Below are 23,642 nucleotides of genomic sequence, written 5' to 3'. Positions count from 1 at the left end.
TTACACCACGATGTTGACGAGTTTGCCCGGCACGACGATGACCTTCTTCGGCGTGCCTTCGATGAACTTCTGCACCGCTTCTTCCGCCAGCGCAGCCGCTTCGATGGTCGTCTTGTCGGCATCCTTGGCCACCTTGACCGAGCCGCGCAGCTTGCCGTTCACCTGGATCATCATCTCGATTTCCGACTGCTCCAGCGCGGCGGGGTCGACCTCCGGCCACTGCACGTTGAGGATGTCGCCGTAGACGGCGGCATAGCGCAGTTCCTGCCACAGCGCGTGCGTGATGTGCGGCGCGACCGGATTGAGCAGGCGCAGGAAGATCGAGAAGCCTTCGGCGATCACCGCATCCGACGCGACACCCTCGGCCAGTTTTGCCGACTCGAGTGTGTTGAGCATCTTCATGCAGGCCGAGACCACCGTGTTGTACTGGATGCGTTTCAGGTCGTAATCGGCTTGCTGCAACACCTTGTGCACTTCGCGGCGCAGGGTCTTCTGGGCGTCGTCGAGCGAACCTTGCTTCTGGCTGGCCAGCGCAGCGGCGATGCGCTCGCGCTGGGCGTAACCAAAGGCCCAGACGCGGCGCAGGAAGCGGCTGGCGCCTTCGACGCCGCTGTTCGACCATTCCAGGGTCTGCTCCGGCGGCGAGGCGAACATCGTGAACAGGCGCGCGGTGTCGGCGCCGTATTGTTCGATCTGGGCCTGAGGATCGATGCCGTTGTTCTTCGACTTCGACATCTTCTCGGTGCCGCCGATGTTGACCGGCTGGCCATCGGCCACCAGTACGGCGTTCTGCGGGCGGCCCTTGTCGTCGAAAGTCAGATCGACGTCGGCCGGATTGAACCAGGTCTTCTTGCCGGACGCGTCTTCGCGGTAGTAGGTTTCGTTGAGCACCATGCCCTGGGTGAGCAGGTTGACAAACGGCTCGTCGAATTTCACCAGGCCGAAGTCGCGCATGACCTTGGTCCAGAAGCGCGCATACAGCAGGTGCATGACGGCGTGCTCGATGCCGCCGATGTACTGGTCCATCGGCATCCAGTAATCGTTGCGGGCGTCGACCATCGCTTCGTTCGAACCTGGCGAGGTATAGCGCATGTAGTACCAGGACGAATCGATGAAGGTGTCCATCGTGTCCGTCTCGCGGCGCGCCGGCTTGCCGCACTTCGGGCAGTCGCACTTCAGGAAGGCGTCGTCCTTGTTGAGCGGGTTGCCGGTGCCGTCCGGGACCAGGTGCTCCGGCAGCACGACCGGCAGGTCTTTTTCGGGAACCGGCACCGAACCGCAGTCGCCGCAGTGGATCATCGGGATCGGCGTGCCCCAGTAGCGCTGGCGCGAGATGCCCCAGTCGCGCAGGCGGAACGTGACCTTCTTGTCGCCCAGGTTCCGCCCTGCCAGGTCGCCCGCCACCGCATTGACGGCGGCGATGTAATCGAGGCCGTCGTACTTGCCCGAATTGATGGTGCGGCCCTGCTCCTTGTCGCCGTACCACTCCTGCCAACCGCTAAGGGAGAATTCCTGGCCTTCGACAGCCACCACCTGCTTGATCGGCAGGTCGTATTTTTTCGCGAAGCCGAAATCGCGCTCGTCGTGGCCCGGCACGCCCATCACGGCGCCGTCGCCATAGGTGATCAGGACGTAGTTGCCGATCCAGACCGGGACCTGCTCTTGCGTGATCGGGTGGGTGACGAACAGGCCGGTCGGCATGCCCTTCTTTTCCATCGTCGCCATGTCGGCTTCGATCACGGAACCCATCTTGCACTCGGCGATGAAGGCTTGCAGCTCGGGGTTGTTGCGGGCCGCGTGCTGGGCCAGCGCGTGTTCCGGCGCCACGGCGCAGAAGGTCACGCCCATGATGGTGTCGGCGCGGGTGGTGAAGACATGGAGCTTGCCCTCGTTGATCAACTCACCCTTGTCGTCCTTGACCTCGTGCGGGAAGGCGAAACGCACGCCGGTCGACTTGCCGATCCAGTTGGCCTGCATGGTGCGCACGCGCTCCGGCCAACCCGGCAGCTTGTTGTCGACGTGCTCCAACAGCTCGTCGGCGTAGTCGGTGATGCGCACGTAGTACATCGGAATTTCGCGCTTCTCGATCGGCGCGCCCGAACGCCAGCCGCGGCCGTCCACCACCTGCTCGTTGGCCAGCACGGTCTGGTCGACCGGGTCCCAGTTCACGGTACCGGTCTTCTGGTAGATGATGCCCTTCTCAAGCATCTTGAGGAACATCCACTGGTTCCACTTGTAGTATTCCGGCTTGCAGGCGGTCATCTCGCGCGACCAGTCGATGGCCAAACCCATCGACTCCATCTGCCCGCGCATGTGCGCGATGTTCGAATACGTCCACTCGGCGGGCGGCACGTTGTTGGCCATGGCCGCATTCTCGGCCGGCATGCCGAAGGCGTCCCAGCCCATCGGCATCAGAACGTTGTAGCCGTTCATCCGCAGGTAGCGGTACATCACGTCGTTGATCGTATAGTTGCGCACGTGACCCATGTGCAGCTTGCCCGATGGGTAAGGCAGCATCGAGCAGGCGTAATACTTGCCTTTTGGGAAACGCGGGTCGTGTTCGACGGCTTTATAAGCCTCGATCGACTTCCAGTAGGCCTGGGCGGCCTGTTCGACTTCGGCTGGACTATATTTTTCTTGCATGGTGATCTGCGGACGGAAAATGGGAGTGGAGCAGAACATTATACTGGTTCATTTTGCACTGCGGCGAAAGGTGGGGTGGCGGTGCGGAAGGGAGGGGTGGGAATCCGAGGTACGAGGTAAGCTTACCTTTTTCTACGTCCGCAAACACGTCATCCCCGCGAAGGCGGGACCCAATTTTACGCGCACGCCCCCCGGCTTACGCGTAAGCCGGGACGGTGCAACGAACCTGGATCCACGCCCGCGCGGGGATGACGATTCTACTTTCAAGGACTGAAGGAAGCGAAAGCTCTGCTCAGCGATGTCAATCTATGGCGCAGCCCTGTCAGCGCAGCACCAGCTCCAGTGCCGGCTCATCGCCGTAATCCTCGTAGCGCTCGTTGATGCCGCCGACGCAGAACGCGATCTCGTCGAACAGGTCGGGTACCGTGGCCTTCATCTTGTCGGCATCGGTGATGACGATCTCCAGCACCTCGTTCGGCTTGAGGGTGAACTTGGTCATGTTCTCGTCGTCGCGCAGGTAGCTCAGGCAATCGACCCAGGCGTCGATGCTGTCGCCGTAGGATTCGGGAAAGCCGAAGGCGAGCCGGGATTCGCGATGGAAGGACGCTTCGTCGACGATGGCGGCGCCGTTCAGTTCAACGGTGGCCATGGTCAGCTCCTTAAGCCGAGCACGTCGTCCATGCCGAACAGGCCATGGGGTTTGCCGGCCAGGAAGCGCGCGGCGCGCAGTGCGCCGTGGGCATAGGTGACGCGGCTGCTCGATTTGTGGCTGATCTCGATGCGCTCGCCCGTCCCTAAAAACATCACGGTGTGGTCGCCCACGACGTCGCCGCCGCGCACGGTGGCAAAGCCGATGGTCGATGGATCGCGCTCGCCGGTCACGCCTTCGCGCCCGTACACGGCGCAGTCCTTCAGGTCGCGCCCAAGCGCGTCGGCAATGACTTCGCCCATCTTCAGCGCGGTGCCGGACGGCGCATCGACCTTGTGGCGGTGGTGCGCTTCGACGATCTCGATGTCATAGCCTTCGTTGAAGCTCTTCGCCGCCATCTCCAGCAGCTTGAGGGTGACGTTCACGCCCACGCTCATGTTCGGCGCGAACACCACGCCAACCTTCTCGCCCGCCGCGCGGATCGCGGCCTTGCCCGCATCGTCGAAACCGGTGGTGCCGATCACCATCTGCACCTTGTTGGCGGCGCAGTATTCGAGGTGGCGCAGCGTGCCTTCGGGGCGGGTGAAATCGATCAGCACGTCGGCGTCCTTCAAGGTCGCCGCGAGGTCGGATTGAATCACGACGCCGGTGAGCTGACCGGCAAAGGCGCCGGCATCCATGCCGATCGAGGGCGAGCCGGCGACGTCGAGCGCGCCGGACAGCACGGCATCTGGCGCGGCCTGGATGGCTTCGACCAGCATGCGCCCCATGCGGCCGCTGGCGCCGGCAACGGCGATCTTCAGTTGCGTCATGCTGTGGCCTCGTTACTGGATGACCGGGGCGCCGCCGACCTTGACCGGTTCGACCGGGCGGGTTTCCTGCTTGGCCTTGGTGCTGACCTTGGCCGGGCCGGCGATGCGGTCGATGTATTCGCGTTCGGTCGGCAGGTTGCCGCCTTCGAAGCGCGCGACCTTGTCGTCCTTGAAGAAGACGGTGACGCGGCTGGTGGTCAGCTCGCCGTTGCCGCGCGCGAGGTAGAACGGGAAGTCCCAGCGGTCGGCGTGGAACATGTCGGTCAGCAACGGCGAGCCGAGGATGAAGCGCACCTGCTCCTTCGTCTGGCCTTCTTTCAGCTGGGTCAGCATCTCTTGCGAGACGAAGTTACCCTGCTGGATGTCGGGGCGGTAAGGCGAGAAGATCCACATGAATTTCTGCAGCTTGCTGGCCTGGACCGTCTGGGCGCCGGCGTTGGCGGCGGCAGCCGATTTCTGCGCGTCGGCGGCAACCGCGGCCGGGTCCGTGCTCACCGGCGGCGCAGGGCGCGTCTGGTTGCGCCAGGCGGCGCAGCCAGGGAGCATCAGCGTGCATGCAAGGCCGGCCGCAAGGGCTGCCCGGGCTGAAAATCGACGGAGAACGGCTGGTTTGACGCGCATAGGTAACCTCAAAACGTTTGAGCGGGAGCTCCAAAACGCTATATCATAAAGCACTCCGCCAATATACGAGCAACAAACATGAGTAACAATCCCACCGACCTGAAGGCCAGCGGCCTGAAGGCAACCCTGCCGCGCCTGAAAATCCTGGAAATCTTCCAGAACAGCACCGTACGGCACCTGACGGCGGAAGATGTCTACAAGATCCTGCTAGCGGAAAACATGGACGTGGGCCTGGCCACCGTCTACCGCGTGCTGACCCAGTTCGAGCAGGCCGGCCTGCTCAACCGCAACCACTTCGAGACCGGCAAGGCCATCTACGAGCTCAACGCCGGCTCGCACCACGACCACCTGGTCTGCCTCGATTGCGGGCATGTCGAGGAGTTCTACGACGAAGAAATCGAGTCGCGCCAGCACAAGATCGCTGCCGAGCGCGGGTACAAGATCGCGGAGCATTCGCTGGCGATTTATGGGAACTGTATCAAGGTAGCTTGCCCGCGCAAGGGGTGATGGTTGCGCTGGCGTGATGCATGCAAAATTGGGGCCCCGCGAAGGCGGGAACCCAAGTGCGTACCGCCGCCACCAGCTTACACCGCAGCCACGGCCCTCACGAATTGCTCAACGCATTCGACAGCAGCTTCGCCGTAATATCCACGATCGGAATCACGCGCTCGTAAGCCATGCGGGTCGGGCCGATCACGCCCAGGGTGCCGACGATGCGCCCGTTCACCTCGTACGGCGCCGTCACCACGCTCATTTCATCCATCGGCACCAGCTTCGATTCGCCGCCGATGAAGATCTGCACGCCGCCTGCCTTGCTCGACACGTCCAGCAGCTGCATCAGGCCCGTCTTCTGCTCGAACATGTCGAACATCTGGCGCAAGGAGCTCATGTTCGAGGACAGGTCGGACACCGACAGCAGATTGCGCTCGCCGGAGATCACCATGTCGTCGCCTTCGGCCATCGCCGCGCTACCGGTTTCCACGGCCATCGCCATCAGGCGCCCCATGTCGTCGCGCAGCTCGCGCAGTTCGCCGGTGAGGCGCTGGCGCACTTCATCGAAGGTGAGGCCGGCGAAATTCTGGTTCAGGTAATTGGCCGACTGGATCAGCTGCGTCGGCGTGTAGTCGACGTCCGTGAGGAGCAGGCGGTTCTGGACGTCGCCGCGCGGGTCGACGATGACCAGCAGAATGCGCTTTTCGGACAGGCGCAGGAATTCGATCTGCTGGAACACCGATTCGCGCCGCGGGCTTTGCACCACGCCGGCGAACTGCGACAGCGAAGACAGCATCTGCGCCGCATTGGCGATGAGCTTCTGCGGCTGCTGCAGGGGCAGGCGCATCTGGTGCGATTCCATCGCGTGTTCGTCGAGGTGCTGCACCGTGAGGAGAGTGTCGACGAACAGGCGGTAGCCGCGCGGGGTCGGGATGCGGCCGGCCGAGGTATGGGGGCTGGAGACATAGCCCATTTCTTCGAGGTCGGCCATGATGTTGCGGATCGTGGCGGGCGACACGTCGAGACCGGAAATCTTCGACAGCGCGCGCGATCCGACCGGCTGGCCGTCGGCGATGTAACGCTCGACGAGGGCTTTGAGCAGGGTCTGGGCGCGGGGTTCGAGTTGCATATTTCAGGAAGGCGGGAGGGTCCGCTACTATTATGCACGCTCCGGCGCGGGCCGCGCCAGTTATCCGTGCGCGCGCTTGAGCCAGTCGAGCAGGCCGTCCAGGCTGTGGACCTCGGCGTCCGGCTCGATGTCCGCGGCGAAGGTGTTCTCCTTGCCCATGCGGTTCATCCAGACCGCGCGCAGGCCGGCGCGCTGGGCGCCGTGCACGTCCAGGCGCAGGTCGTCGCCCACGTACACCGCTTCCTGTGGCGCGACGCCCAACTGGCGGCAGGCTTCCAGGAAGATCGCCGGCTCGGGCTTGGCCACGCCGAAGCTGGGCGCCGCGACCGAGACCTCGAAATGGCGCGCCAGGCCAATGGTCTGCAGGTCGGCATTGCCGTTGGTGACCGAAGCGATGCGCACCCTGCCCTTCAGGCGCAGCAGGCCGGGCAGCACGTCGTCGTAGGGAATCACGGCGTTGCGGGCGGCGAAGAATTCGGTCATCGCCAGTTCGACCTTGGCGGCATCTTCGCCGGCCTGCTCGAAGGCCGCGATCAGGCCGGCGCGGCGCAAGGCGCCCAGGTCGAGCTGGAATTCGGGCTTGCGTGCAAGTAATTCCAGGCGCGCATGGCGCAGGGTGTCGACCGTGAACTGCTGCGCGACCAGCGGCGCGTGCTCGCGCAGCCAGGCAAACAACACCTGCTCGGCCTCAATGATGACCGGCGCGATCGGCCACAGGGTATCGTCGAGGTCGAACAATACGGCTTTGGGCCAGGGGCGGCGCTGGGGGATCATTGGTGAAGTCTACTCCGTATAGGTTCGGCCAAGCATAGCGAGCCCGGGAGCAGAAATCAATGCGGGCCCGTCGGTTACACCCCGATACAAAGGCAAACCGTCCAGCAGCTTGCCAAATGGACTAAAATGTTGGGCGATTATCTATCCGCCGCGCCGCTCAGTGCGCGGTTGTGCATTCCACCAGTGTCGATTTTTGGAGAAATTATGAAGAGTTCCTACCTGCGTGCCGGTGCTGCGCTGGCGTGCGCGCTGGCGCTGTCCGCTTGTGGCGGCAGCGATGGCGACCTGGGGCTGGGCGGTACGTTTTCCGGCGTAACCAAGCCGGGCCTGGTTCTGCAGAACAATGGTGGTTCCGACCTGGCGGTCGCGCCGACGGCCAACGGTTCGGGCTCCTTTTTCTTCAGCCAGCTGCAGGAAACCGATTCCGACTACAACGTCACGATCAAGAGCATCCCGACCAATGCCAAGGAATGCCAGGCCTTCCGCAATACCGGCAAGGTGGCGTTCACCATCACCACCGTGGCCATCGCCTGCTCGATCAAGACCCATGCGCTGACGGGCACGGTGTCCGGCCTGACGGGCAACAACCTGGTGCTGGTCAACGGCGCCGACCGCATTCCGGTCGCCGCGCGCGCCACCACCTTCGCCATGACCCCGGTGAACGAAGACGCGCCTTACGGCGTCGCCATCCTGACCCAGCCCGACAACCAGACCTGCACGGTTGCCAACGGCAGCGGCGTGATGGGCGCGAACGACGTCGGCAATGTCGCCGTCACCTGCGTCAACCGTCCTTAATTCTCCTGGAGCTTACCCAATGAAGTTTTCCCTGATCCGTCCGGCCGGCGCGCTGGCACTGGCCCTGGGCCTCGCCTCCTGCGGCGGCGGTGGCGACGACAACAACTATTCCATCAAGGGCGTTGTCGAAGGCCTGGCCTACCCGGGCCTGGTGCTGACTACCAATGGCGCCGATCTCAGCGTGGCGCCGCCGGCCAAGGCCTCCGACCCGGTGGAGTTCACCTTCCCGAATCGGATCGGCTATGGCGACCAGTTCAATATCTCGATCAAGGCCAACCCGGCCCACCAGACCTGTGACGTCAACGCGCAATTCCCGCGCAGCGTCTACGGCACGGGCGGCGAGCTGACCCAGATTAATGCGCGCTTTACCTGCTCGATCAATGCCTACAACATCGGCGGCAAGGTCACTGGCCTGACTGCGGCCAATACAGGCCTGCAGCTGACCAACGGCAGTAGCGGCGGCTCGATCGTACCGACGCCCAATGCGAACGGCGCTGCGTTCGAGTACATGATGCCCTTCCCGGTGCAGTTTGGCGTGACCTATGGCGTCACCATCGTGACCCAACCGGTCGGCCGTTTCTGTACTGTGTCGAACCCGACCGGTACGATGGGCGATGCTGCAGTAACCAATATCGACATCAACTGCGTTCCGACCTAAGCTATTCACGAAACGCATGTCTCGTATTCGAAAGGAGAATTGGACTGATATGCTGTGACGCAGCATACTTACTCCTGTCTCCTCCAACTCTCCTTAAAAAGAATTGGATTTCAGCCCGCCTCACAGCGGGCTTTTTTTTGCTCGTTCGCTTGACACATAGCGCCGGCTTTCCGCGCTGCGTCTTTAGCCTGCGCGTTTGGCGCTGATCTTTACCACCGCCACCTGCGAGGTGCCGACCGACACCTGGGCGTTGTACGCTTCGGCCGCGCGGGTGGTGGCTGCCGTGGCGTAGCCGCTGACGCCGGCCAGGACCAGGGTGGCGAGGAAAATGGCTTCCATGTGCTTGAGAGTGTTCATTGTCGTGCTCCTTCGGTTGAGTGGCGGGCCGTTTCCGGCTGTCGATGGAAGCACTTTAGCCAATGGGGGTGTTTGGCTCCAGCGGGGTGCGACGGACTGCAGGAATGGGCGCTTGAAAGGGCGAAAATGCGCGATGTTCGGGGATTGTGCGGTGCAATACACGTAGGGTGGGCGGGGTCATGCCGGGCAATGCCCGGGATGACGAACGCCCGCGCGTCAACGACGTAAAAAAACCACGGCGCGTATTCATCGACGTGGTTTGAACGCGCGGTCGGCGAAGCCGACCACCCTACGGTTTACAACAGATTGGCCAGCGCCACGTACTGTTCCAGCCCCACCGCCTCCGGACGGGCGCCCGGATCGATGCCGGCCTCGACCAGCTGGGCCTCGGTGAACATACCCGCCACGCAGTTGCGGATCACCTTGCGGCGCTGCGAGAAGGCCTTGGCGACCACTTTCTCGAGCGTGGCGCCGTCGCACTTCAGCATCTCGCGCTTCGGAATCATGCGCACGATGGCCGAGTCCACGCGCGGCGGCGGATCGAAAGCGGTCGGCGGCACGATGAACATCAGGCTCATGTCGTAGCGCCACTGCAGCATCACCGACAGGCGGCCATAGGCCTTGGTGCCCGGCTCGGCCACCATGCGCTCGACCACTTCCTTCTGCAGCATGAAATGCTGGTCTTCGACCAGCGGCGCGAACTCGGCCAGGTGGAACAGCAGCGGGCTCGAGATGTTGTACGGCAGGTTGCCGACGATGCGCAGGCGCTGCCCTTCCGGCACCGGAATCGAGCCGAAATCGAATTTCAGGGCGTCGCCCGAGTGCACGGTAAGCTTTTCGCGCGGGTAGGCCTTTTCCAGGCGCGCAACCAGGTCGCGGTCGAGCTCGACGACATGCATCTGGTCGAGCTGCTTGAGCAGCAGGGCCGTCATGGCGGCCAGGCCCGGGCCGATCTCGACCATTACCTCGCCGCGCTGCGGCGCAATGGTGTCGATGATGTCGCTCAGGACCATTTTGTCGGTCAGGAAGTTCTGGCCGAAGCGCTTGCGTGCTACGTGTTTCATGTGTGCTTTCTTGCTTGTTTGCTTGTTATTTGGGCTGGCGCCGTGCCGTCGCCATGCTCATGGCCGCGCGGATCGCTTCGATCATGCTGCCGCAGTCGGCCAGCCCGAGGCCCTGCGCGGCCAGGTCGAGCGCGGTGCCATGGTCGACCGAGGTGCGCACGATGGGCAGGCCGAGGGTGACGTTGATGCCGCGCCCGAAGGTCGCGTGCTTGAGCACGGGCAGGCCCTGGTCGTGGTACATCGCCAGCACGCAGTCGGCCCCCGAGAGGTATTTCTGCTGGAACAGCGTATCGGCTGGGTAAGGACCGCGCGCATCGATGCCGCGCGCACGCGCGCTGTCCAGCACCGGCGTGATGACCTCGATTTCTTCGCGCCCCAGGTAGCCGTTCTCGCCCGCGTGCGGGTTCAGGCCGGTGACCAGGATGCGCGGGGCGGCGATGCCAAATTTGGCTTTCAGGTCGCGGTCGATGATGTCGATGACCTGCGCCAGGTTCTCACGCGTCAGCGCGGCGGGAACATCCTTGAGCGGCAGGTGGGTGGTGGCCAGCGCCACCCGCAAATAGGGCTGGCCGTCGCCGGGCTGGCCGGCCAGCATCATCACGACCTTGGGCGTATTGGTTTTCTCGGCCAGGTATTCGGTATGGCCCGAAAAGGCCACGCCGGCAGCGTTGATCGTGCTTTTCTGGAGCGGAGCGGTGACGATGCCTTCGAACCAGCCGCACAGGGCGCCTTCGACCGCCAGGTCCAGGGTGGCCAGCACGGCGCGCCCGTTTTCGGGGTCGAGTGTGCCCGGCACCACATGGGCGGCAAGCGGCACGTCGATCACGGCCAGGCGGTCCTTGCCGAACTGCGGCAGGCCGCCGTTGCGCAGGGCCTGGATCGACAGCGCAGCCAGGCGGATTTCCGGGTCGATCAGGCTGGCGGTGAGCGCCAGGAAGGCGGCGTCGCCGACCAGCACGCAATTGGCGGATTCGCGCAGCGCCCAGGCCGCGCGGATCGAGATGTCGGGGCCGATGCCGGCCGGCTCGCCGACCGTGATCGCCAGGATGGGGCGATGCGTCGGCCGGCTCAACTCCGGCATGGCCATGGGATTACTGCTCCTCGCGGAACTCGACGTAGGCGCGGTCGCGCACCTGGCGCATCCAGTCTTCCATCGCTTCCTGCACCTTGCGCTCGCGCAGGACCAGGCGCGCCTGGCCACGTTCCTTTTGCGCGCTCACGTCTTCGCTCTTGCGCTCGGCTACGCGGATCAGGTGGAAGCCGAACGGCGACTCGATGACGTCCGAGACCTCGCCCGGCTTCAGGCCGCTCAAGGCAGCGTCGAACTCGGGACCGGCATCGCCCGGCATCAGCCAGCCCAGGTCGCCGCCCTTCGGCGCGGTCGAGGTGTCCTGGCTGTTCTGGCGCGCCAGCTCCTCGAAGGTAGCGGACTTGTTGGCGATCTTTTCCCTGAGCTCTGCCAGCTTGCGCTTGACCTCGGCCGCCGTCATGGTCGGCGTCGGCTTGATCAGGATATGGCTGGCGCGGGTCTGCTGCACCACCTCTTTTTCGCCCGCGCCGGCGACGCTGCGCTTTTCCGCCATCCGCAGGATGTGGAAGCCGACGTTGGTCTTGATGATCGAGGTGACCTGGCCCGGCTGCAGCTTGCGCAGTTCGGTGGCGAAGACCGGCGGCAGGCGGTCCGGGTCGCGCCAGCCGATTTCGCCGCCCTTGAGGGCGTCGGACGCTTCGGAATAGGTGGCGGCCATCTTGGAGAAATCGGCGCCGGTGCGCAGCTGGCGCGCCACTTCCTCGGCGCGCGCGCGGCGTGCCGCGATCTGCTCGGGCGAGGCGTTTTCGGGCACGGCAACCAGGATCTGCGACAAATTCATCTCGACCTTTTCGGCCGCGGCAGCTTTCGAAGCGGCCAGGTAGGTGTCGATCTCGGCTTCGGAGACCTGGATCTTGGCGTCGACCTCGTGCTCGCGCAGGCGGGTCATCATAATCTCGTTGCGGATGTCGTCGCGGAATTGCGCGTACGGCAGGCCCTCTTTCTCCATCTGGTTGCGCATCTCCTGCACCGTCATCTTCTGGCCCTCGGCGATGCGGCCGATGGTCGCGTCCAGGGTGCGGTCGTCGACGCGCACGCCCATTTCCTTGGCCAGCTGGATCTGCGCGCGCTCGACGATCATCGCCTCGACCACCTGGCGTTCCAGGGTGGCCTGGTCCGGCAGCTGCACGTTACGCGCTTTCAGGTTCTGGGCGGTCTGGACGGCGCGGTTGCGCACCTCGTTCTTGGTGATCACCTCGTCGTTGACGACGACATGGATCGAATCGATCACCTTGGTGCTGGCCGATGCCGGCGGCAGGAAGCCGCTGCCGGGCTTGGTGGCAGCCGGCGTCGCGGCCGGAGCGGCTGCCTGAGCCAGGACCTGGCCCGCGGTCAGTGCGCACAGCAGCACTGCTGCAAGGTTCGCTGCAGGCTTGCGTGCAAGCTTGGAAATGTGCAAACGGGTGGAACGCGTCATCTGGAAAGCACTCATTCAGGTGAATAATTATTCAAGTAATCCGGCAGGCAGTGTAGCGGTTGCCGGTTAAGACGTCCTTAAGGACGCCCCACATTGGTGTTCAGCTGCGTATAGCCCGGCACGCTCTTGTTGAACGTTTCGAGCGGGTTGCCCAGGCCCAGGCGCGACAGGCCGTTGAGCTCGAGCTGGAAGAAGATCGGCGTCGAGGTGGTCTGGGCCGCGGTCACGAAACGCTGGGCTCCCATGCGGAACACCCAGCAATCGGCCTTGTACTCGAGACCGATGAGGCTCTCGAGCAGCTTGCCCTTCCCGACCGGCGACGCGCCTCCCACGCCGTACGAGCGCAGCGCATAGCTCACGCGCCCGACGCCGTACCAGCGCGACGACAGCGGCCACTGCGCCGAAAAATCGACGTTGCGGAAGCTGTCACGCTGATAACGGTACTCGGCATTGAGGACCTTCATCCGGGCCGGCTGCCACTGCATGCTCAGGTTCGAGCTGTACAAGCTGCTGCCGGTCGCGTCATATTGTACGCCGCTATCGAAGCTCCAGGTCTGCGAGATGCGGCCGGAGGCCGCCAGCAGCACGTCGGAACGGCTCTGGTGCAGCGGCTCGCCCGGCAGGCGCACGCGCGGTTCCTCGAAATAGATGCGCTGGCCGAAGGCCATGCGCAGGCGCTCGGCGCCGTCCGACTCGACGTAGCGCGACACCAGGGCCGCGGTCAGCTGGTTGGCGTCGGACACGCGGTCGGGCCCGACGAAGCGGTTTTCGCTGAACAGCTGCGCGTAGTTGAAGCCGGCGCGGCCGGTATCGAACAGCGGGAAGGCGTCCTGGTTCTTGTAGGGCGTGCGCACGTAGAACAGGCGCGGCTCGAGCGTTTGCGTGATGGCGCGGCCGAACAGCGAGGTCTCGCGCTCGAACACCATGCCGCTGTCGAGCGAGAAGGTATTCAGGTAGCGTGAGAGCTTGCGCTCGCCCGTGTAGTTGGCGCGGTCCAGGTCGTACTTGCTGGCGTGGGCGATGAATTTCGGCGTGATGAAGTAGCCGGGACGCACCCACGGATAGCTGACCTGGCCCACCACCACGGCGCGGTTGCCGCGCACGAAATCCGGGTGCCAGAAGCTCACCGCCTCGGCGTCCACCGCCCAGTCGAAGCCGGCCACGTCGTAGCGGCCGGCGTGGAAGTTAACTTGCGGCAGGCGGTCGTAGGGGCGCGGCACCGCCAGGCGCGGATCGCTGGCCGCGGCCGGGTCCTGCAGAACCTGGTAGTTCTGGGCGCGCGCCGTCAGGCTCCAGTACTGGCCGCTGTAGTCGGTGCGGACTTCGCGCAGCAGCTGGCGCTCGGCGCTGACCGCCACCGTGCGCGAGAAGTCGCTCGGGTATTCGTCGTCGGACGCGCCATGCAGATTCCAGCCATAGGACCAGCCGGGTGCCAGGCTTTGCGTATGGATCGAATCGACGCGCCAGCGGTCTTCGCCGGTCTCGCGGTCGTGGCGCAGGCCCTCGACGTGGGTTTCGCCCTGGTAGGCGCCGCGCTCGGTCACGCCGAGATAGCGGCCGGTGGCGCCGAGCTGCAGACCGCGGTCGAACATCATGCGCGGGTAGACCGTGAGGTCGCGGTTCGGTGCGATGTTGAAGTAATACGGCACCATGATTTCGGCCTTGCCCTTGGAGCCGAAGCCCACCGTGGGGGCCAGCCAGCCGGAGCGGCGCGCGCCCGACAGCGAGAACGACAGGGCCGGGGTGCCGATGATCGGCACGTCCTTGAAATAGATGACGGTCTTGCCGGCCAGGCCGACGTCGCGCCCGCTGTCCAGGCGCAGGGTGCTCGACTTCAGGTACCAGTCGGGATCGGGGCCTTCGCAGGTACTGTAGGTGCCGTCGCGCACCAGCGCCACGTCTTCGCCGAGGAAGTCGATGCGCGAGGCATGGCCCTGGGCGTTATTGAGCTGCAAACGGTATTCGGGACGCAGCACATAGCCCTTCCCGGTCTCGAGGTTGAGCTGCAGCTCGTCGCCCTTGTAGCGGTCGCCGAAGCGCCACATGCTGACGTTGCCCACAGCAGTGACTTCGTCCTCGACCCGCAGGTAGCACGCGGTGTCGGCCGTCAGGCGGGTCTGGCCGCGTGTCAGTTCGACATTGCGTTCGAGGTTCAGCTGGCGGTCGGGCCGCCCGTTGATTTCCTCAGCGCTGATCGTGATGGGCAGGTCGCGCTCATCGGCGGCAGTAAGCGCGGTGGCCGCGGGAGCGGGCTGTGGTGCGGGCGGTACAGTCTGCGCGTGCACGGGTGCGGATGCTGCGGCAGCCAGTGCATACAGCGCGAGTATCTGCCGTGGGGGAAATGGGTGGGCCGTAAACCAGCTCATGGAAGATCGTGGTGCGCCATAAAGGGCGGTATTTTTGAGATGAATCCCTTATTATATGGGAATTACCTCAACCAACCGGATTCACCAGGCCGCTTCATGTCTTCTTTGTATCAAAATTCCTCCACTTCCGCCGACAAAGACGCGCGCCTGCAAGGGCTGACCGAATGGCTGGCCTCGACCGGCCTGGTGGAAGTCGGAACCGGCCGCCCGGCGTCTTCGGATGCCAGCTTCCGCCGCTATTTCCGCTACGACGTCGTGCCTGCCCTGCAGGACAAGCTGGGCGCGACCCTGGTTGCCATGGATGCACCGCCCGAGCGCGAGAACGTGCCGGCCTTCCTGCACGTGCAGAACCTCTTGATGGAAGCCGGCGTCACGGTGCCGGCCATCGTCGCCCAGAAGGTCGACAGCGGCTACCTGCTGCTGTCCGACCTCGGCGTGACCACCTACCTGCAGCGCCTGAACCTGGATAACGCGCCGTTCATGTACTCAAGCGCCGTCGACGCCCTGCTCAAGTTCCAGCTGGCCAGCCAGCCGGGCAAGCTGCCGGAATTCGACCGCGCCTTCGTGCTGCGCGAGATGAATTTGTTCCCGGAGTGGTACATCGGGCGCCACCTGAACGTCACGCTGGACGAGAAGCAGCAGGCGCAGCTCGACAAGGTCTTCGAGGCGATCACCGCCAACGTGCTGGCGCAGCAGCAGGTCTACATGCACCGCGATTTCCATTCGCGTAACCTGATGTGGCTCGAGCAGGGCAACCCGGGCGTGCTCGATTTCCAGGACGCCGTGTATGGCCCGATCACCTACGACCTCGGCTCGCTCCTGCGCGACGCCTATATCCAGTGGGACGAAGACATGGTGCTGGACTGGGTGGTGCGCTATTGGCAAAGCGCCAAGCAGCTCGGCCTGCCGGTCAATCCGGACATCGATGCCTTCTACCGCGACTTCGAGTTCATGGCCCTGCAGCGCCACCTGAAAATCCTGGGCATCTTCTGCCGCCTGAACTACCGCGACAGCAAGCCGATCTACATGGGCGACCTGCCGACCGTGATGGATTACGTGCGCAAGACCGCCAACCGCTACACCGAACTCAAACCGCTGGTCCGCCTGCTCGACGCGCTCGAGGACAAGGCGCCGACGGTCGGCTACACCTTCTGACGGAACGCCCATGAAAGCCATGATTTTCGCCGCCGGCCGCGGCGAGCGCATGCGGCCGCTGACGGACGCCTGCCCCAAGCCCCTGCTGAAGGTGCGCGGACGCCCGATGATCACCTACCACGTGCTCAACCTGGTGCGCGCCGGGATCACCGACATCGTCATCAACCACTCCCACCTCGGTCACATGATCGAGGAAGAGCTGGGCGACGGCAGCAAGTACGGCGCGCGCATCCAGTATTCGCACGAGCCGGCGCCGCTGGAGACCGCGGGCGGCATCGTCAATGCCTTGCACCTGTTGGGCGACGAGCCTTTCCTGGCCGTGTCGGGCGACATCTACGCGCCCTATTTCGACTTCTCGCAGGTCTTCGATGTGTTGAAGGACAAGGACATGGTGGGCGTGCCGATCCCGGCCGACCAGCGCGACATTGCCTGGCTGTGGCTGACGCCCAATCCGTGGCACAACCCGGAGGGCGACTTCGCGCTCGACATGTACACCCTGCGTAACGACGGGCCGGAAAAGTGGAATTTCGCCGGCATCGGCGTCTACCGTCCCGAGATGTTCGCGGGGATCACCGCGGGCGATTTCGTCAAGTTTGGTCCCCTGATGCGCAAGTTCATCGACCAGGGCCGCGTGGGCGGGGAGCTGTACAACGGCCTGTGGGTCAATGTCGGCACCGCCGGCCAGCTGGAAGAACTCAATGCGCCGCTGGGGTCGGTGAAAACCGGTTCATGACGGTCAGCTACCAGCAACGGCGCAGCCGCCTGCTCGAGCGCATGCAGCCGGGCGCGGTCGCCGTGCTGGCCACTGCCCCGGAAGTCGTGCGCAACGGCGACAGCGACTATCCCTACCGGCACGACAGCTATTTCTATTACCTGACCGGTTTTACGGAACCTGAGAGCGTGCTGGTGCTGGTCGCGGCCAGCGGCGAAACACCTGCGCGTTCGGTGCTGTTCTGCAGGGAGAAAAATACCGAGCGCGAGATCTGGGATGGCTACCGTTATGGCCCCGAGGCGGCGCGCACGGAGCTCGGTTTCGACGAGGCTTACCCAGTCGACGAACTCGATGCGCAGATGGGCAAGCTGCTGGCCAATGCGCCGGCGCTCTACTACGCGCTGGGCCACAGCGCCGCGCTCGACGCCCAGATCGGCAGTTGGCTGAAGGCGGTGCGCGCCCAGGGCCGCACCGGCATCACGGCGCCCGCCACCCTTCATCACCTGCTCGGCATGCTCGACGAGATGCGCCTGCTGAAGGACGAAGGCGAAATCGCCCTGATGGCGCGCGCGGCAACGATTGCCGGCGGCGCCCATGCGCGCGCCATGCGCTTTACCCGCGCGGGCCGGTTCGAGTACGAAATCGAGGCCGAGCTGCTGCACGAATTCCGCCGCCATGGCGCGCAGTTTCCAGCTTATACACCGATCGTCGCGTCGGGCATCAACGCCTGCGTCCTTCACTACAACCAGAACAACCGCCAGTGCCGCGAGGGCGAGCTGGTGCTGGTCGACGCCGGCTGCGAGTTCGATGGCTATGCGTCGGACATCACGCGCACCTGGCCGGTGGACGGGCGCTTCAGCGCGCCACAGATGGCCTTGTATGAACTGGTGTTGCAGGCGCAGGATGCGGCGCTCGCCGCCATCATCCCTGGCAGGCCATACAGCGACGTGCACGAGGCGGCGGTGCGGGTGCTCACGGCCGGCATGCTGGAGGTCGGGCTGCTCGACCGGGCAAAATATGGTGCGGTTGAGGATGCGATTACCGACAAGGCCTACCAGCAGTTCTACATGCACGGCACCGGCCACTGGCTGGGAATGGACGTGCACGACGTCGGCCCCTACCGCGATGTGAGCCAGGCGGCGCGGCCGTCGCGCTCCCTGCTCGAAGGGATGGCGCTGACAGTCGAGCCGGGCATCTATGTGCGTCCGGCCGACGGCGTGCCTGAGCAGTTCTGGAACATCGGCATCCGGATCGAGGACGACGTGGTCGTGACCGATGGTGGCTGCCGCGTGCTGTCCGGCGCGGCGCCGAAAACGGTGGCCGACATTGAAGCGCTGATGCGGGAGCACGGATGAACGAACGGATCGACCTTGACGTAGCGATTTGCGGTGCCGGTCCGGTGGGTCTGGCGCTGGCGGCTTTCCTGGTGCAGCGCGGCGTGGCGGGCGAGCGCATTGCCCTCATCGACGGCAAGTCGCTGGGCCAGGCGATCACGGATCCGCGTTCGATCGCGCTGTCCTGGGGCAGCGTGCAACAGCTCGAAGAAGTGCGCGCCTGGCCGCTGCCGGCCACGCCGATCCACGGGATCCACGTCTCGCGCCGCGGCCAGCTGGGCCGCAGCCTGATGGACCGCGCCGAGCACAAGCTGCCCGCGCTGGGCTATGTGGCGCGTTACGGCGACGTGGTCGACGCGCTGGCGCGCGCCTGCGAGCGCGCCAAGGTGATGACACTGCGCCCGGCGCGCGTGGAATCGCTCGACGAAGAAGCCGGCGGCGTGCTGCTGCGTCTGGACGATGGACGTTCGGTGGCCGCCCAGGTGGCGGTGCAGGCCGAAGGCGGCGTGTTCGGCCGGCAGGACAGCAAGGCGCAGCAGCGCGACTACCAACAGACCGCCCTGATCGCACGCGTCAGCGTGAGCGACCCGATCGCGCACCGCGCCTTCGAGCGCTTTACCGACGAAGGCCCGCTGGCGCTGCTGCCGCAGGATGGCGGCGACGGCCACGGCTACGCGCTGGTGTGGTGCATGCGTCCGGAACGTGCAACGGACATCCAGCTGCTCGACGATGCCGCCTTCCTCGCGCAGTTGGGCGACGCCTTCGGTGGCCGCCTCGGCCGCTTCACTGCAGCCTCCCCGCGTGTCGCCTTCCCCCTCGGCCTGAACGCCGAAGCCCGCGCCACCGCACGCACGGTCGCCATCGGCAACGCCGCCCAGACCCTGCATCCGGTGGCCGGCCAGGGCCTGAACCTCGGCCTGCGCGACGCCGCCGTCCTCGCCCGCCAGCTCGCCCGCCGCCCTGGCCCCGAGGCCATTGCCACCTTCGTGGACCAGCGCCACCAGGACCGCCGCCTGACGATCGCCCTGACCGACACCATGGCCCGCGCCTTCACCGGTTCTGGCCCGCTGCAGCCCCTGCTCGGCCTGTCCCTCGCCGCCCTAGACACCATCAAACCCGCCCGCCTCCTGCTCGCCGACCTGATGATGTTCGGCCGCCGCTAACCCCTAATTGGGGTCAGCCTAATTGGGGTCAGAGTAGAATTATTTGCCAAGATCCTCGGATCATTTGGCTCATGGCTGTTGACATTAGCTCCTACCAATTGATCTGAAGACCGAGCTCAATAATTCGACTCTGACCCTCATTTGTTCGATGGGCAACGGCACCTTAACTAATTAGGGTCAGAGTCGAATTATTCACCAGGAACCTACAATCAACTAACGCCGCGCCATGTTCGTTGGCTCTGCGATGGATCGGTAGATCAATTGGTAAATAATTCGACTCTGACCCTATTGATGGTTCAGAGGCAGGACCGTGCAGCGCTGGGGCGTGGCATGTTCGTGGAACAGGTCAGCGAGATATTCGGCCAGGCCGTCCTCGGTGATGTCACAAGGAACGACGAAGTCAGCTGGGCTGCGCGTGCCATTTGTTCCGGGATAGAACGCCTGCCACGATCCGGGCGTACCGATGATGGCGACGACTTTGCCGAACACGTTGAAACGCAACTCGTTCATCATTTCGTCTATCTAGCTCGTACCAAAACAATGAGGGTCAGAGTCGAATTATCTGCCAAGAACTCCCGATCAGCTGACGGCGCGCCATGTTTCGTGACCGGGCGACAGATCGGCAGATCAATTGGCAAATAATTCAACTCTGACCCTAATTAGAGGTGGGGGGGAAGCCTTACTCGACGGCTTTTACCATGGATTCGATGACCTTCTTGGCGTCGCCGAAGACCATCATGGTGTTCGGCTGGTAGAACAGCTCGTTGTCGAGGCCGGCGTAGCCGGAGGCCATGGAACGTTTGTTGACGATGATGCTCTTTGCCTTGTAGACCTCGAGGATCGGCATGCCGGCGATGGCCGATTTCGGGTCTTTGGCGGCCGGGTTGACGACGTCGTTGGCGCCCAGCACCAGCACCACGTCGGTCTGGCCGAATTCGCCGTTGATGTCTTCCATCTCGACCACCTGGTCGTAGGGCACCTCGGCCTCGGCCAGCAGCACGTTCATGTGGCCCGGCATGCGGCCTGCCACCGGGTGGATCGCGTAGCGCACCTGGACGCCGCGCTCGGTCAGCTTGTCGACCAGTTCCTTCACCGAGTGCTGGGCGCGCGCCACCGCCAGGCCGTAGCCCGGGACGATGATCACCGATTCCGCGTTCTGCAGGATGAAGGCCGCGTCCTCGGCCGAGCCGGATTTCACCGGCTTCTGCTCCTTCGTCGTGCCGTTGTCCACGACCGCTTCGCCGCCGAAACCGCCCAGGATCACGTTGAAGAAGGAGCGGTTCATGGCCTTGCACATGATGTACGAGAGGATCGCGCCGCTCGAGCCGACCAGTGAACCGGCGATGATCAGCATCGAGTTATTCAGCGAGAAGCCGATGCCGGCCGCCGCCCAGCCGGAGTAGGAGTTCAGCATCGACACCACCACCGGCATGTCGGCGCCGCCGATCGGGATGATGATCAAGACGCCCAGCACGAAGGCTAGAACCGCCATGATGATGAACGGGGTCCAGGATGGCTCGACGCCGTCGGCGAAGCAGAACATCAGTCCCAGCGCGATGAGCGCGACCGCCAGCACCAGGTTGAGGATGTGCTGGCCCGCGAAGCGCACCGGCGCGCCCTGGAACAGGCGGAATTTGTACTTGCCCGACAGTTTGCCGAAGGCGATCACGGAGCCCGAGAAGGTCACTGCACCGACGAAGGTGCCGATGAACAGTTCGAGCCGATTCCCGAAGGGCAGCGGGGTGTCGCGGGTGGCGATGTTGAAGGCCCAGGGCTCGGACACGGCGGCAATCGCGATGCACACGGCCGCAAGACCAATCAAGGAGTGCATGGCCGCGACCAGTTCCGGCATCTTGGTCATCTCGACCTTCTTGGCCGCGACGGCGCCGATGGCGCCGCCCACCACCACGCCCAGGATCACCAGCGGGAAGCCCATGCCGTGGCCGGTGGCCAGTTCGGCCTGCAGCTTGAAGATCAGGGCCACCGTGGTGACCACGGCGATCGCCATGCCGGCCATGCCGAAGGTGTTGCCGAGGCGCGCGGTCGAGGGCGAAGACAGGCCCTTGAGCGCCTGGATGAAGCAGATCGAGGCCACCAGGTAGAACAGTGTCACGACGTTCATGCTGATGAAGTTCATGCCTGCTCTCCCGCTGCCGGCGCCTTGACGGCTTTCGGTTCTTTTTTCTTGAACATCTCGAGCATGCGGCGGGTGACCATGAAGCCGCCGAAAACGTTCACCGCGGCCAGTGCCACGGCCAGGGTACCGGCCACCTGCCCGGTCAAGCCTTCGGTGAGGCCCGCGGCCAGCATGGCGCCGACGATGATGATGGCGGAGATCGCGTTGGTCACCGCCATCAGCGGCGTGTGCAGCGCGGGGGTGACGTTCCAGACCACGTGGTAGCCGATGTAGATGGCCAGCACGAAGATGATCAGGTTGATGATGGTGTGGCTGATTTCCATGCTTCGCTCCTAGAATCTGTCCCTGAAACCTGCGTCCGCACTCAGGTACGTAATACCGCGCCGTCCGCGCACACCAGCGTGGCGCGCACGATCTCGTCCTCGCGATCGATGATGAACTTGTCGTCCTTGTCGATGACCAGCTTGAGGAAGTCCAGCACGTTGCGCGCATACAGGGCCGAGGCGTCGGCCGCCACCAGGCCGGCCAGGTTCGGCTCGCCGATGATGTGCACCCCGTGCTTGACCACGGTGCGGCCCAGTTCCGTCAACGGGCAGTTGCCGCCCTGCTCGACCGCCATGTCGACGATCACCGAGCCGGGCTTCATCGCCTGCACCGTTTCTTCCGCAATCAGCACGGGCGCCTTGCGGCCCGGGATCAGGGCGGTGGTGATGATGATGTCGGCCAGCTTGGCGCGCTCGTGCACGAGTTCGGCCTGGCGCCGCATCCAGTCCGCCGGCATCGAACGCGCATAGCCGCCCGATCCCTTGGCGATCTCGCGTTCCTCGTCGGTCAGGAAGGGCACGTCGATGAATTTGGCGCCGAGCGACTCCACCTGCTCTTTTACCGGAGGGCGCACGTCGGAAGCTTCGATCACGGCCCCTAAACGCTTGGCGGTGGCGATCGCCTGCAGCCCGGCCACGCCCACGCCCATGATCAGCACGCGCGCGGCCTTGACCGTGCCGGCGGCCGTCATCAGCATCGGCATGAAGCGTCCGTAGGTATTCGCGGCCAGCATGACGGCCTTGTAGCCGGCGATATTGGCTTGGCTCGACAGCACGTCCATCGACTGCGCGCGCGAAATGCGCGGCGCGGCTTCCAGCGCGAAGGCGGTCAGGCCGGCGCCGGCCATGGCGGCCAGATTGTCCGTATCGAAGGGATTGAGCATGCCGACCAGGACGGTGCCGGGCCGCATCTGGGCGCGCTCGGCAGCGTCCGGGCTGCGCACCTTGAGCACCATGTCGGCCTGCAAGGCGGTGGCCGCGTCGACGATGGTGGCGCCGGCGGCTTCATAGGCCGCATCGGGAATCGATGCCTTGATGCCGGCCCCGGTGCCCACCACTATCTGGTGGCGCGCGGCCAGCTTCTTGACGGTTTCGGGAGTTGCAGCGACGCGGGTCTCGCCCGGCCGTATTTCGGCCGGTATGCCAATTCTCATGAATCCCTCCGTTCAGTGGACCATTCTTTCCAACAATCTACCATGTAATGACGAGAATTGCTTAATAACAAATACCAAAAAGCCAATCCTCGATTGTGTCGAAGATGGTGGACCGAGGCCAGACGAACCCGGCAGGTGTTTGCAGAAGATCAAGGCCATTTAACGACAGGCAAGCGCACTGTAGGTAGCATGGATGAGCAGAGGTAGGTTGTGTCAAGGTAAAATGTCGGCTCATTTTTCGAGGACGCGCATGACCGATATCTTCAAACCATCCGTGACCGTCGCCGCTATCATCGAGCGCGATGGCCGTTTCCTTCTGATCGAGGAAGAAACGAGCGAAGGCGTGAAGCTGAACCAGCCGGCAGGCCACCTCGATCCCAACGAGTCGCTCGAGCAGGCCGTGGTGCGCGAAGCGCTGGAAGAAACCGCGCACGAGTTCATCCCGACCGGCCTGGTGGGCATGTACATGTCGCGCTACCATTCCAAGTCGCGCGGCACCGAGATCACCTACCTGCGCTTTACCTTCTGCGGCGAAGCCGGGCGCCAGTTCGACCAGCCGCTGGACGACGGCATCCTGCGCACTTTGTGGATGACGCGCGACGAGATCGCCGCCACGGTCGAACAGCACCGCAGCCCGATCGTGCTGCAATGCGTGGACGACTACCTGGCCGGCCGCCGCATGCCGCTGGCCCTGCTCTACACCCATCCCTCCGTCTTCGAAGGCGGGATCTGATGGAACATCGGCAAACCTGCTGCGCCTTGCACTGTCGGCCTGCGATGCTCGCTGTACTCCTCGT

Annotated in this window: 23 protein-coding genes; 8 read left to right on the top strand and 15 right to left on the bottom strand. The window is 64.3% G+C overall.

The genetic code is table 11. The annotated features are described in order from the left end of the window. From leuS to AC56K1_RS19250, 4 genes are all read right to left on the bottom strand, one after another. The gene (gene leuS / locus AC56K1_RS19265) at positions 1-2,643 is read right to left on the bottom strand and encodes a leucine--tRNA ligase (protein ID WP_497159406.1); all 2,643 of its coding nucleotides are present in this window, start codon (positions 2,641-2,643) and stop codon (positions 1-3) included. A gap of 322 nt (positions 2,644-2,965) precedes the next feature. After that, complete coding sequence (locus tag AC56K1_RS19260; RefSeq protein ID WP_497159405.1) at positions 2,966-3,292, bottom strand: barstar family protein; 327 nt, start codon at positions 3,290-3,292, stop codon at positions 2,966-2,968. A 2-nt stretch (positions 3,293-3,294) separates the two neighbouring features. Next, a complete protein-coding gene (gene dapB / locus AC56K1_RS19255) occupies positions 3,295-4,104 on the bottom strand; it encodes a 4-hydroxy-tetrahydrodipicolinate reductase (protein WP_497159404.1) in 810 nt (269 codons plus the stop codon). A gap of 12 nt (positions 4,105-4,116) precedes the next feature. After that, positions 4,117-4,650, bottom strand: coding sequence for an outer membrane protein assembly factor BamE (locus AC56K1_RS19250; protein WP_497159403.1), 534 nt, complete (start codon positions 4,648-4,650; stop codon positions 4,117-4,119). 153 nt (positions 4,651-4,803) lie between these two features. Here AC56K1_RS19250 and fur point away from each other — a divergent pair, with 153 nt between their 5' ends. Next, positions 4,804-5,232 carry a ferric iron uptake transcriptional regulator gene (fur, locus tag AC56K1_RS19245; RefSeq protein ID WP_497159402.1) on the top strand — a complete coding sequence of 143 codons (429 nt, stop codon included), beginning with the start codon at positions 4,804-4,806 and terminating at the stop codon, positions 5,230-5,232. Between the two features lie 97 nt (positions 5,233-5,329). On the opposite strand, the gene hrcA is transcribed toward fur, so the two are convergent. Then, positions 5,330-6,346 (bottom strand): heat-inducible transcriptional repressor HrcA, encoded by a 1,017-nt coding sequence (gene hrcA, locus AC56K1_RS19240; protein ID WP_497159401.1) that lies wholly within the window; start codon positions 6,344-6,346, stop codon positions 5,330-5,332. Positions 6,347-6,406: 60 nt separating this feature from the next. After that, entirely contained in the window at positions 6,407-7,120 is a 714-nt protein-coding gene (locus tag AC56K1_RS19235) for an HAD family hydrolase (RefSeq protein ID WP_497159400.1), read from the bottom strand. 204 nt (positions 7,121-7,324) lie between these two features. Here AC56K1_RS19235 and AC56K1_RS19230 point away from each other — a divergent pair, with 204 nt between their 5' ends. Next, positions 7,325-7,915, top strand: a complete 591-nt coding sequence (locus AC56K1_RS19230) for a hypothetical protein (RefSeq protein ID WP_497159399.1) — start codon at positions 7,325-7,327, stop codon at positions 7,913-7,915. 19 nt (positions 7,916-7,934) lie between these two features. Then, entirely contained in the window at positions 7,935-8,573 is a 639-nt protein-coding gene (locus tag AC56K1_RS19225) for a hypothetical protein (RefSeq protein WP_497159398.1), read from the top strand. A 183-nt stretch (positions 8,574-8,756) separates the two neighbouring features. On the opposite strand, the gene AC56K1_RS19220 is transcribed toward AC56K1_RS19225, so the two are convergent. The 5 genes from AC56K1_RS19220 to AC56K1_RS19200 all read right to left on the bottom strand — a co-directional run bounded on the left by AC56K1_RS19220 (position 8,757) and on the right by AC56K1_RS19200 (position 14,867). Continuing rightward, positions 8,757-8,930 carry a hypothetical protein gene (locus AC56K1_RS19220; RefSeq protein ID WP_497159397.1) on the bottom strand — a complete coding sequence of 58 codons (174 nt, stop codon included), beginning with the start codon at positions 8,928-8,930 and terminating at the stop codon, positions 8,757-8,759. A 296-nt stretch (positions 8,931-9,226) separates the two neighbouring features. Beyond that, on the bottom strand, positions 9,227-9,994 hold the full coding sequence (rsmA, locus tag AC56K1_RS19215) for a 16S rRNA (adenine(1518)-N(6)/adenine(1519)-N(6))-dimethyltransferase RsmA (protein ID WP_497159396.1): 768 nt from the start codon (positions 9,992-9,994) through the stop codon (positions 9,227-9,229). Between the two features lie 25 nt (positions 9,995-10,019). After that, positions 10,020-11,081 carry a 4-hydroxythreonine-4-phosphate dehydrogenase PdxA gene (gene pdxA, locus AC56K1_RS19210; RefSeq protein WP_497159395.1) on the bottom strand — a complete coding sequence of 354 codons (1,062 nt, stop codon included), beginning with the start codon at positions 11,079-11,081 and terminating at the stop codon, positions 10,020-10,022. A 4-nt stretch (positions 11,082-11,085) separates the two neighbouring features. Continuing rightward, positions 11,086-12,501, bottom strand: a complete 1,416-nt coding sequence (locus AC56K1_RS19205) for a peptidylprolyl isomerase (protein ID WP_497159394.1) — start codon at positions 12,499-12,501, stop codon at positions 11,086-11,088. 77 nt (positions 12,502-12,578) lie between these two features. Further along, positions 12,579-14,867 carry an LPS-assembly protein LptD gene (locus tag AC56K1_RS19200; RefSeq protein WP_497159393.1) on the bottom strand — a complete coding sequence of 763 codons (2,289 nt, stop codon included), beginning with the start codon at positions 14,865-14,867 and terminating at the stop codon, positions 12,579-12,581. 96 nt (positions 14,868-14,963) lie between these two features. Here AC56K1_RS19200 and AC56K1_RS19195 point away from each other — a divergent pair, with 96 nt between their 5' ends. The 4 genes from AC56K1_RS19195 to AC56K1_RS19180 are packed head-to-tail and all read left to right on the top strand — an operon-like array spanning position 14,964 to position 19,231. Next, positions 14,964-16,022, top strand: a complete 1,059-nt coding sequence (locus AC56K1_RS19195) for an aminoglycoside phosphotransferase family protein (RefSeq protein ID WP_497159392.1) — start codon at positions 14,964-14,966, stop codon at positions 16,020-16,022. A 10-nt stretch (positions 16,023-16,032) separates the two neighbouring features. After that, a complete protein-coding gene (gene murU / locus AC56K1_RS19190; RefSeq protein WP_497159391.1) occupies positions 16,033-16,755 on the top strand; it encodes an N-acetylmuramate alpha-1-phosphate uridylyltransferase MurU in 723 nt (240 codons plus the stop codon). Next, positions 16,752-18,089 carry a Xaa-Pro aminopeptidase gene (gene pepP / locus AC56K1_RS19185; RefSeq protein WP_497159390.1) on the top strand — a complete coding sequence of 446 codons (1,338 nt, stop codon included), beginning with the start codon at positions 16,752-16,754 and terminating at the stop codon, positions 18,087-18,089. The genes murU and pepP overlap by 4 nt, the downstream gene beginning before the upstream one ends. Beyond that, on the top strand, positions 18,086-19,231 hold the full coding sequence (locus tag AC56K1_RS19180) for an FAD-dependent monooxygenase (protein ID WP_497159389.1): 1,146 nt from the start codon (positions 18,086-18,088) through the stop codon (positions 19,229-19,231). Before pepP ends, AC56K1_RS19180 begins: the two co-directional genes overlap by 4 nt. Before the next feature lie 285 nt (positions 19,232-19,516). Here the strand turns inward: AC56K1_RS19180 and AC56K1_RS19175 are convergent, their stop codons facing one another. From AC56K1_RS19175 to AC56K1_RS19160, 4 genes are all read right to left on the bottom strand, one after another. After that, on the bottom strand, positions 19,517-19,744 hold the full coding sequence (locus tag AC56K1_RS19175) for a DUF7661 family protein (RefSeq protein WP_497159388.1): 228 nt from the start codon (positions 19,742-19,744) through the stop codon (positions 19,517-19,519). A gap of 166 nt (positions 19,745-19,910) precedes the next feature. Next, positions 19,911-21,368 carry an NAD(P)(+) transhydrogenase (Re/Si-specific) subunit beta gene (locus tag AC56K1_RS19170; protein ID WP_497159387.1) on the bottom strand — a complete coding sequence of 486 codons (1,458 nt, stop codon included), beginning with the start codon at positions 21,366-21,368 and terminating at the stop codon, positions 19,911-19,913. Continuing rightward, positions 21,365-21,691 carry an NAD(P) transhydrogenase subunit alpha part 2 gene (locus AC56K1_RS19165; protein WP_497159386.1) on the bottom strand — a complete coding sequence of 109 codons (327 nt, stop codon included), beginning with the start codon at positions 21,689-21,691 and terminating at the stop codon, positions 21,365-21,367. The genes AC56K1_RS19170 and AC56K1_RS19165 overlap by 4 nt, the downstream gene beginning before the upstream one ends. A gap of 41 nt (positions 21,692-21,732) precedes the next feature. Then, positions 21,733-22,845 (bottom strand): Re/Si-specific NAD(P)(+) transhydrogenase subunit alpha, encoded by a 1,113-nt coding sequence (locus tag AC56K1_RS19160; protein ID WP_497159385.1) that lies wholly within the window; start codon positions 22,843-22,845, stop codon positions 21,733-21,735. 250 nt (positions 22,846-23,095) lie between these two features. Between AC56K1_RS19160 and AC56K1_RS19155 the strand changes: the two genes are divergently transcribed. Beyond that, positions 23,096-23,578 carry an NUDIX hydrolase gene (locus AC56K1_RS19155; protein ID WP_497159384.1) on the top strand — a complete coding sequence of 161 codons (483 nt, stop codon included), beginning with the start codon at positions 23,096-23,098 and terminating at the stop codon, positions 23,576-23,578. Positions 23,579-23,642: the final 64 nt, after the last annotated feature.

The sequence above is a fragment of the Telluria sp. ZB4P37 genome, assembly GCF_059685855.1.
This window is presented reverse-complemented; position numbering and strand designations above follow the sequence as displayed.

Bases quoted from the DNA above. Each gene is read 5' to 3' on its own strand.
- dapB (WP_497159404.1), bottom strand. From the start codon at position 4,104: ATGACGCAACTGAAGATCGCCGTTGCCGGCGCCAGCGGCCGCATGGGG.
- AC56K1_RS19260 (WP_497159405.1), bottom strand. From the start codon at position 3,292: ATGGCCACCGTTGAACTGAACGGCGCCGCCATCGTCGACGAAGCGTCC.
- AC56K1_RS19205 (WP_497159394.1), bottom strand. From the start codon at position 12,501: ATGACGCGTTCCACCCGTTTGCACATTTCCAAGCTTGCACGCAAGCCT.
- rsmA (WP_497159396.1), bottom strand. From the start codon at position 9,994: ATGAAACACGTAGCACGCAAGCGCTTCGGCCAGAACTTCCTGACCGAC.
- AC56K1_RS19235 (WP_497159400.1), bottom strand. From the start codon at position 7,120: ATGATCCCCCAGCGCCGCCCCTGGCCCAAAGCCGTATTGTTCGACCTC.
- hrcA (WP_497159401.1), bottom strand. From the start codon at position 6,346: ATGCAACTCGAACCCCGCGCCCAGACCCTGCTCAAAGCCCTCGTCGAG.
- leuS (WP_497159406.1), bottom strand. From the start codon at position 2,643: ATGCAAGAAAAATATAGTCCAGCCGAAGTCGAACAGGCCGCCCAGGCC.
- AC56K1_RS19195 (WP_497159392.1), top strand. From the start codon at position 14,964: ATGTCTTCTTTGTATCAAAATTCCTCCACTTCCGCCGACAAAGACGCG.
- AC56K1_RS19165 (WP_497159386.1), bottom strand. From the start codon at position 21,691: ATGGAAATCAGCCACACCATCATCAACCTGATCATCTTCGTGCTGGCC.
- AC56K1_RS19250 (WP_497159403.1), bottom strand. From the start codon at position 4,650: ATGCTCCCTGGCTGCGCCGCCTGGCGCAACCAGACGCGCCCTGCGCCG.
- AC56K1_RS19170 (WP_497159387.1), bottom strand. From the start codon at position 21,368: ATGAACTTCATCAGCATGAACGTCGTGACACTGTTCTACCTGGTGGCC.
- pepP (WP_497159390.1), top strand. From the start codon at position 16,752: ATGACGGTCAGCTACCAGCAACGGCGCAGCCGCCTGCTCGAGCGCATG.
- AC56K1_RS19175 (WP_497159388.1), bottom strand. From the start codon at position 19,744: ATGATGAACGAGTTGCGTTTCAACGTGTTCGGCAAAGTCGTCGCCATC.
- AC56K1_RS19220 (WP_497159397.1), bottom strand. From the start codon at position 8,930: ATGAACACTCTCAAGCACATGGAAGCCATTTTCCTCGCCACCCTGGTC.
- AC56K1_RS19200 (WP_497159393.1), bottom strand. From the start codon at position 14,867: ATGAGCTGGTTTACGGCCCACCCATTTCCCCCACGGCAGATACTCGCG.
- AC56K1_RS19225 (WP_497159398.1), top strand. From the start codon at position 7,935: ATGAAGTTTTCCCTGATCCGTCCGGCCGGCGCGCTGGCACTGGCCCTG.
- AC56K1_RS19230 (WP_497159399.1), top strand. From the start codon at position 7,325: ATGAAGAGTTCCTACCTGCGTGCCGGTGCTGCGCTGGCGTGCGCGCTG.
- fur (WP_497159402.1), top strand. From the start codon at position 4,804: ATGAGTAACAATCCCACCGACCTGAAGGCCAGCGGCCTGAAGGCAACC.
- AC56K1_RS19180 (WP_497159389.1), top strand. From the start codon at position 18,086: ATGAACGAACGGATCGACCTTGACGTAGCGATTTGCGGTGCCGGTCCG.
- AC56K1_RS19160 (WP_497159385.1), bottom strand. From the start codon at position 22,845: ATGAGAATTGGCATACCGGCCGAAATACGGCCGGGCGAGACCCGCGTC.
- murU (WP_497159391.1), top strand. From the start codon at position 16,033: ATGAAAGCCATGATTTTCGCCGCCGGCCGCGGCGAGCGCATGCGGCCG.
- pdxA (WP_497159395.1), bottom strand. From the start codon at position 11,081: ATGGCCATGCCGGAGTTGAGCCGGCCGACGCATCGCCCCATCCTGGCG.
- AC56K1_RS19155 (WP_497159384.1), top strand. From the start codon at position 23,096: ATGACCGATATCTTCAAACCATCCGTGACCGTCGCCGCTATCATCGAG.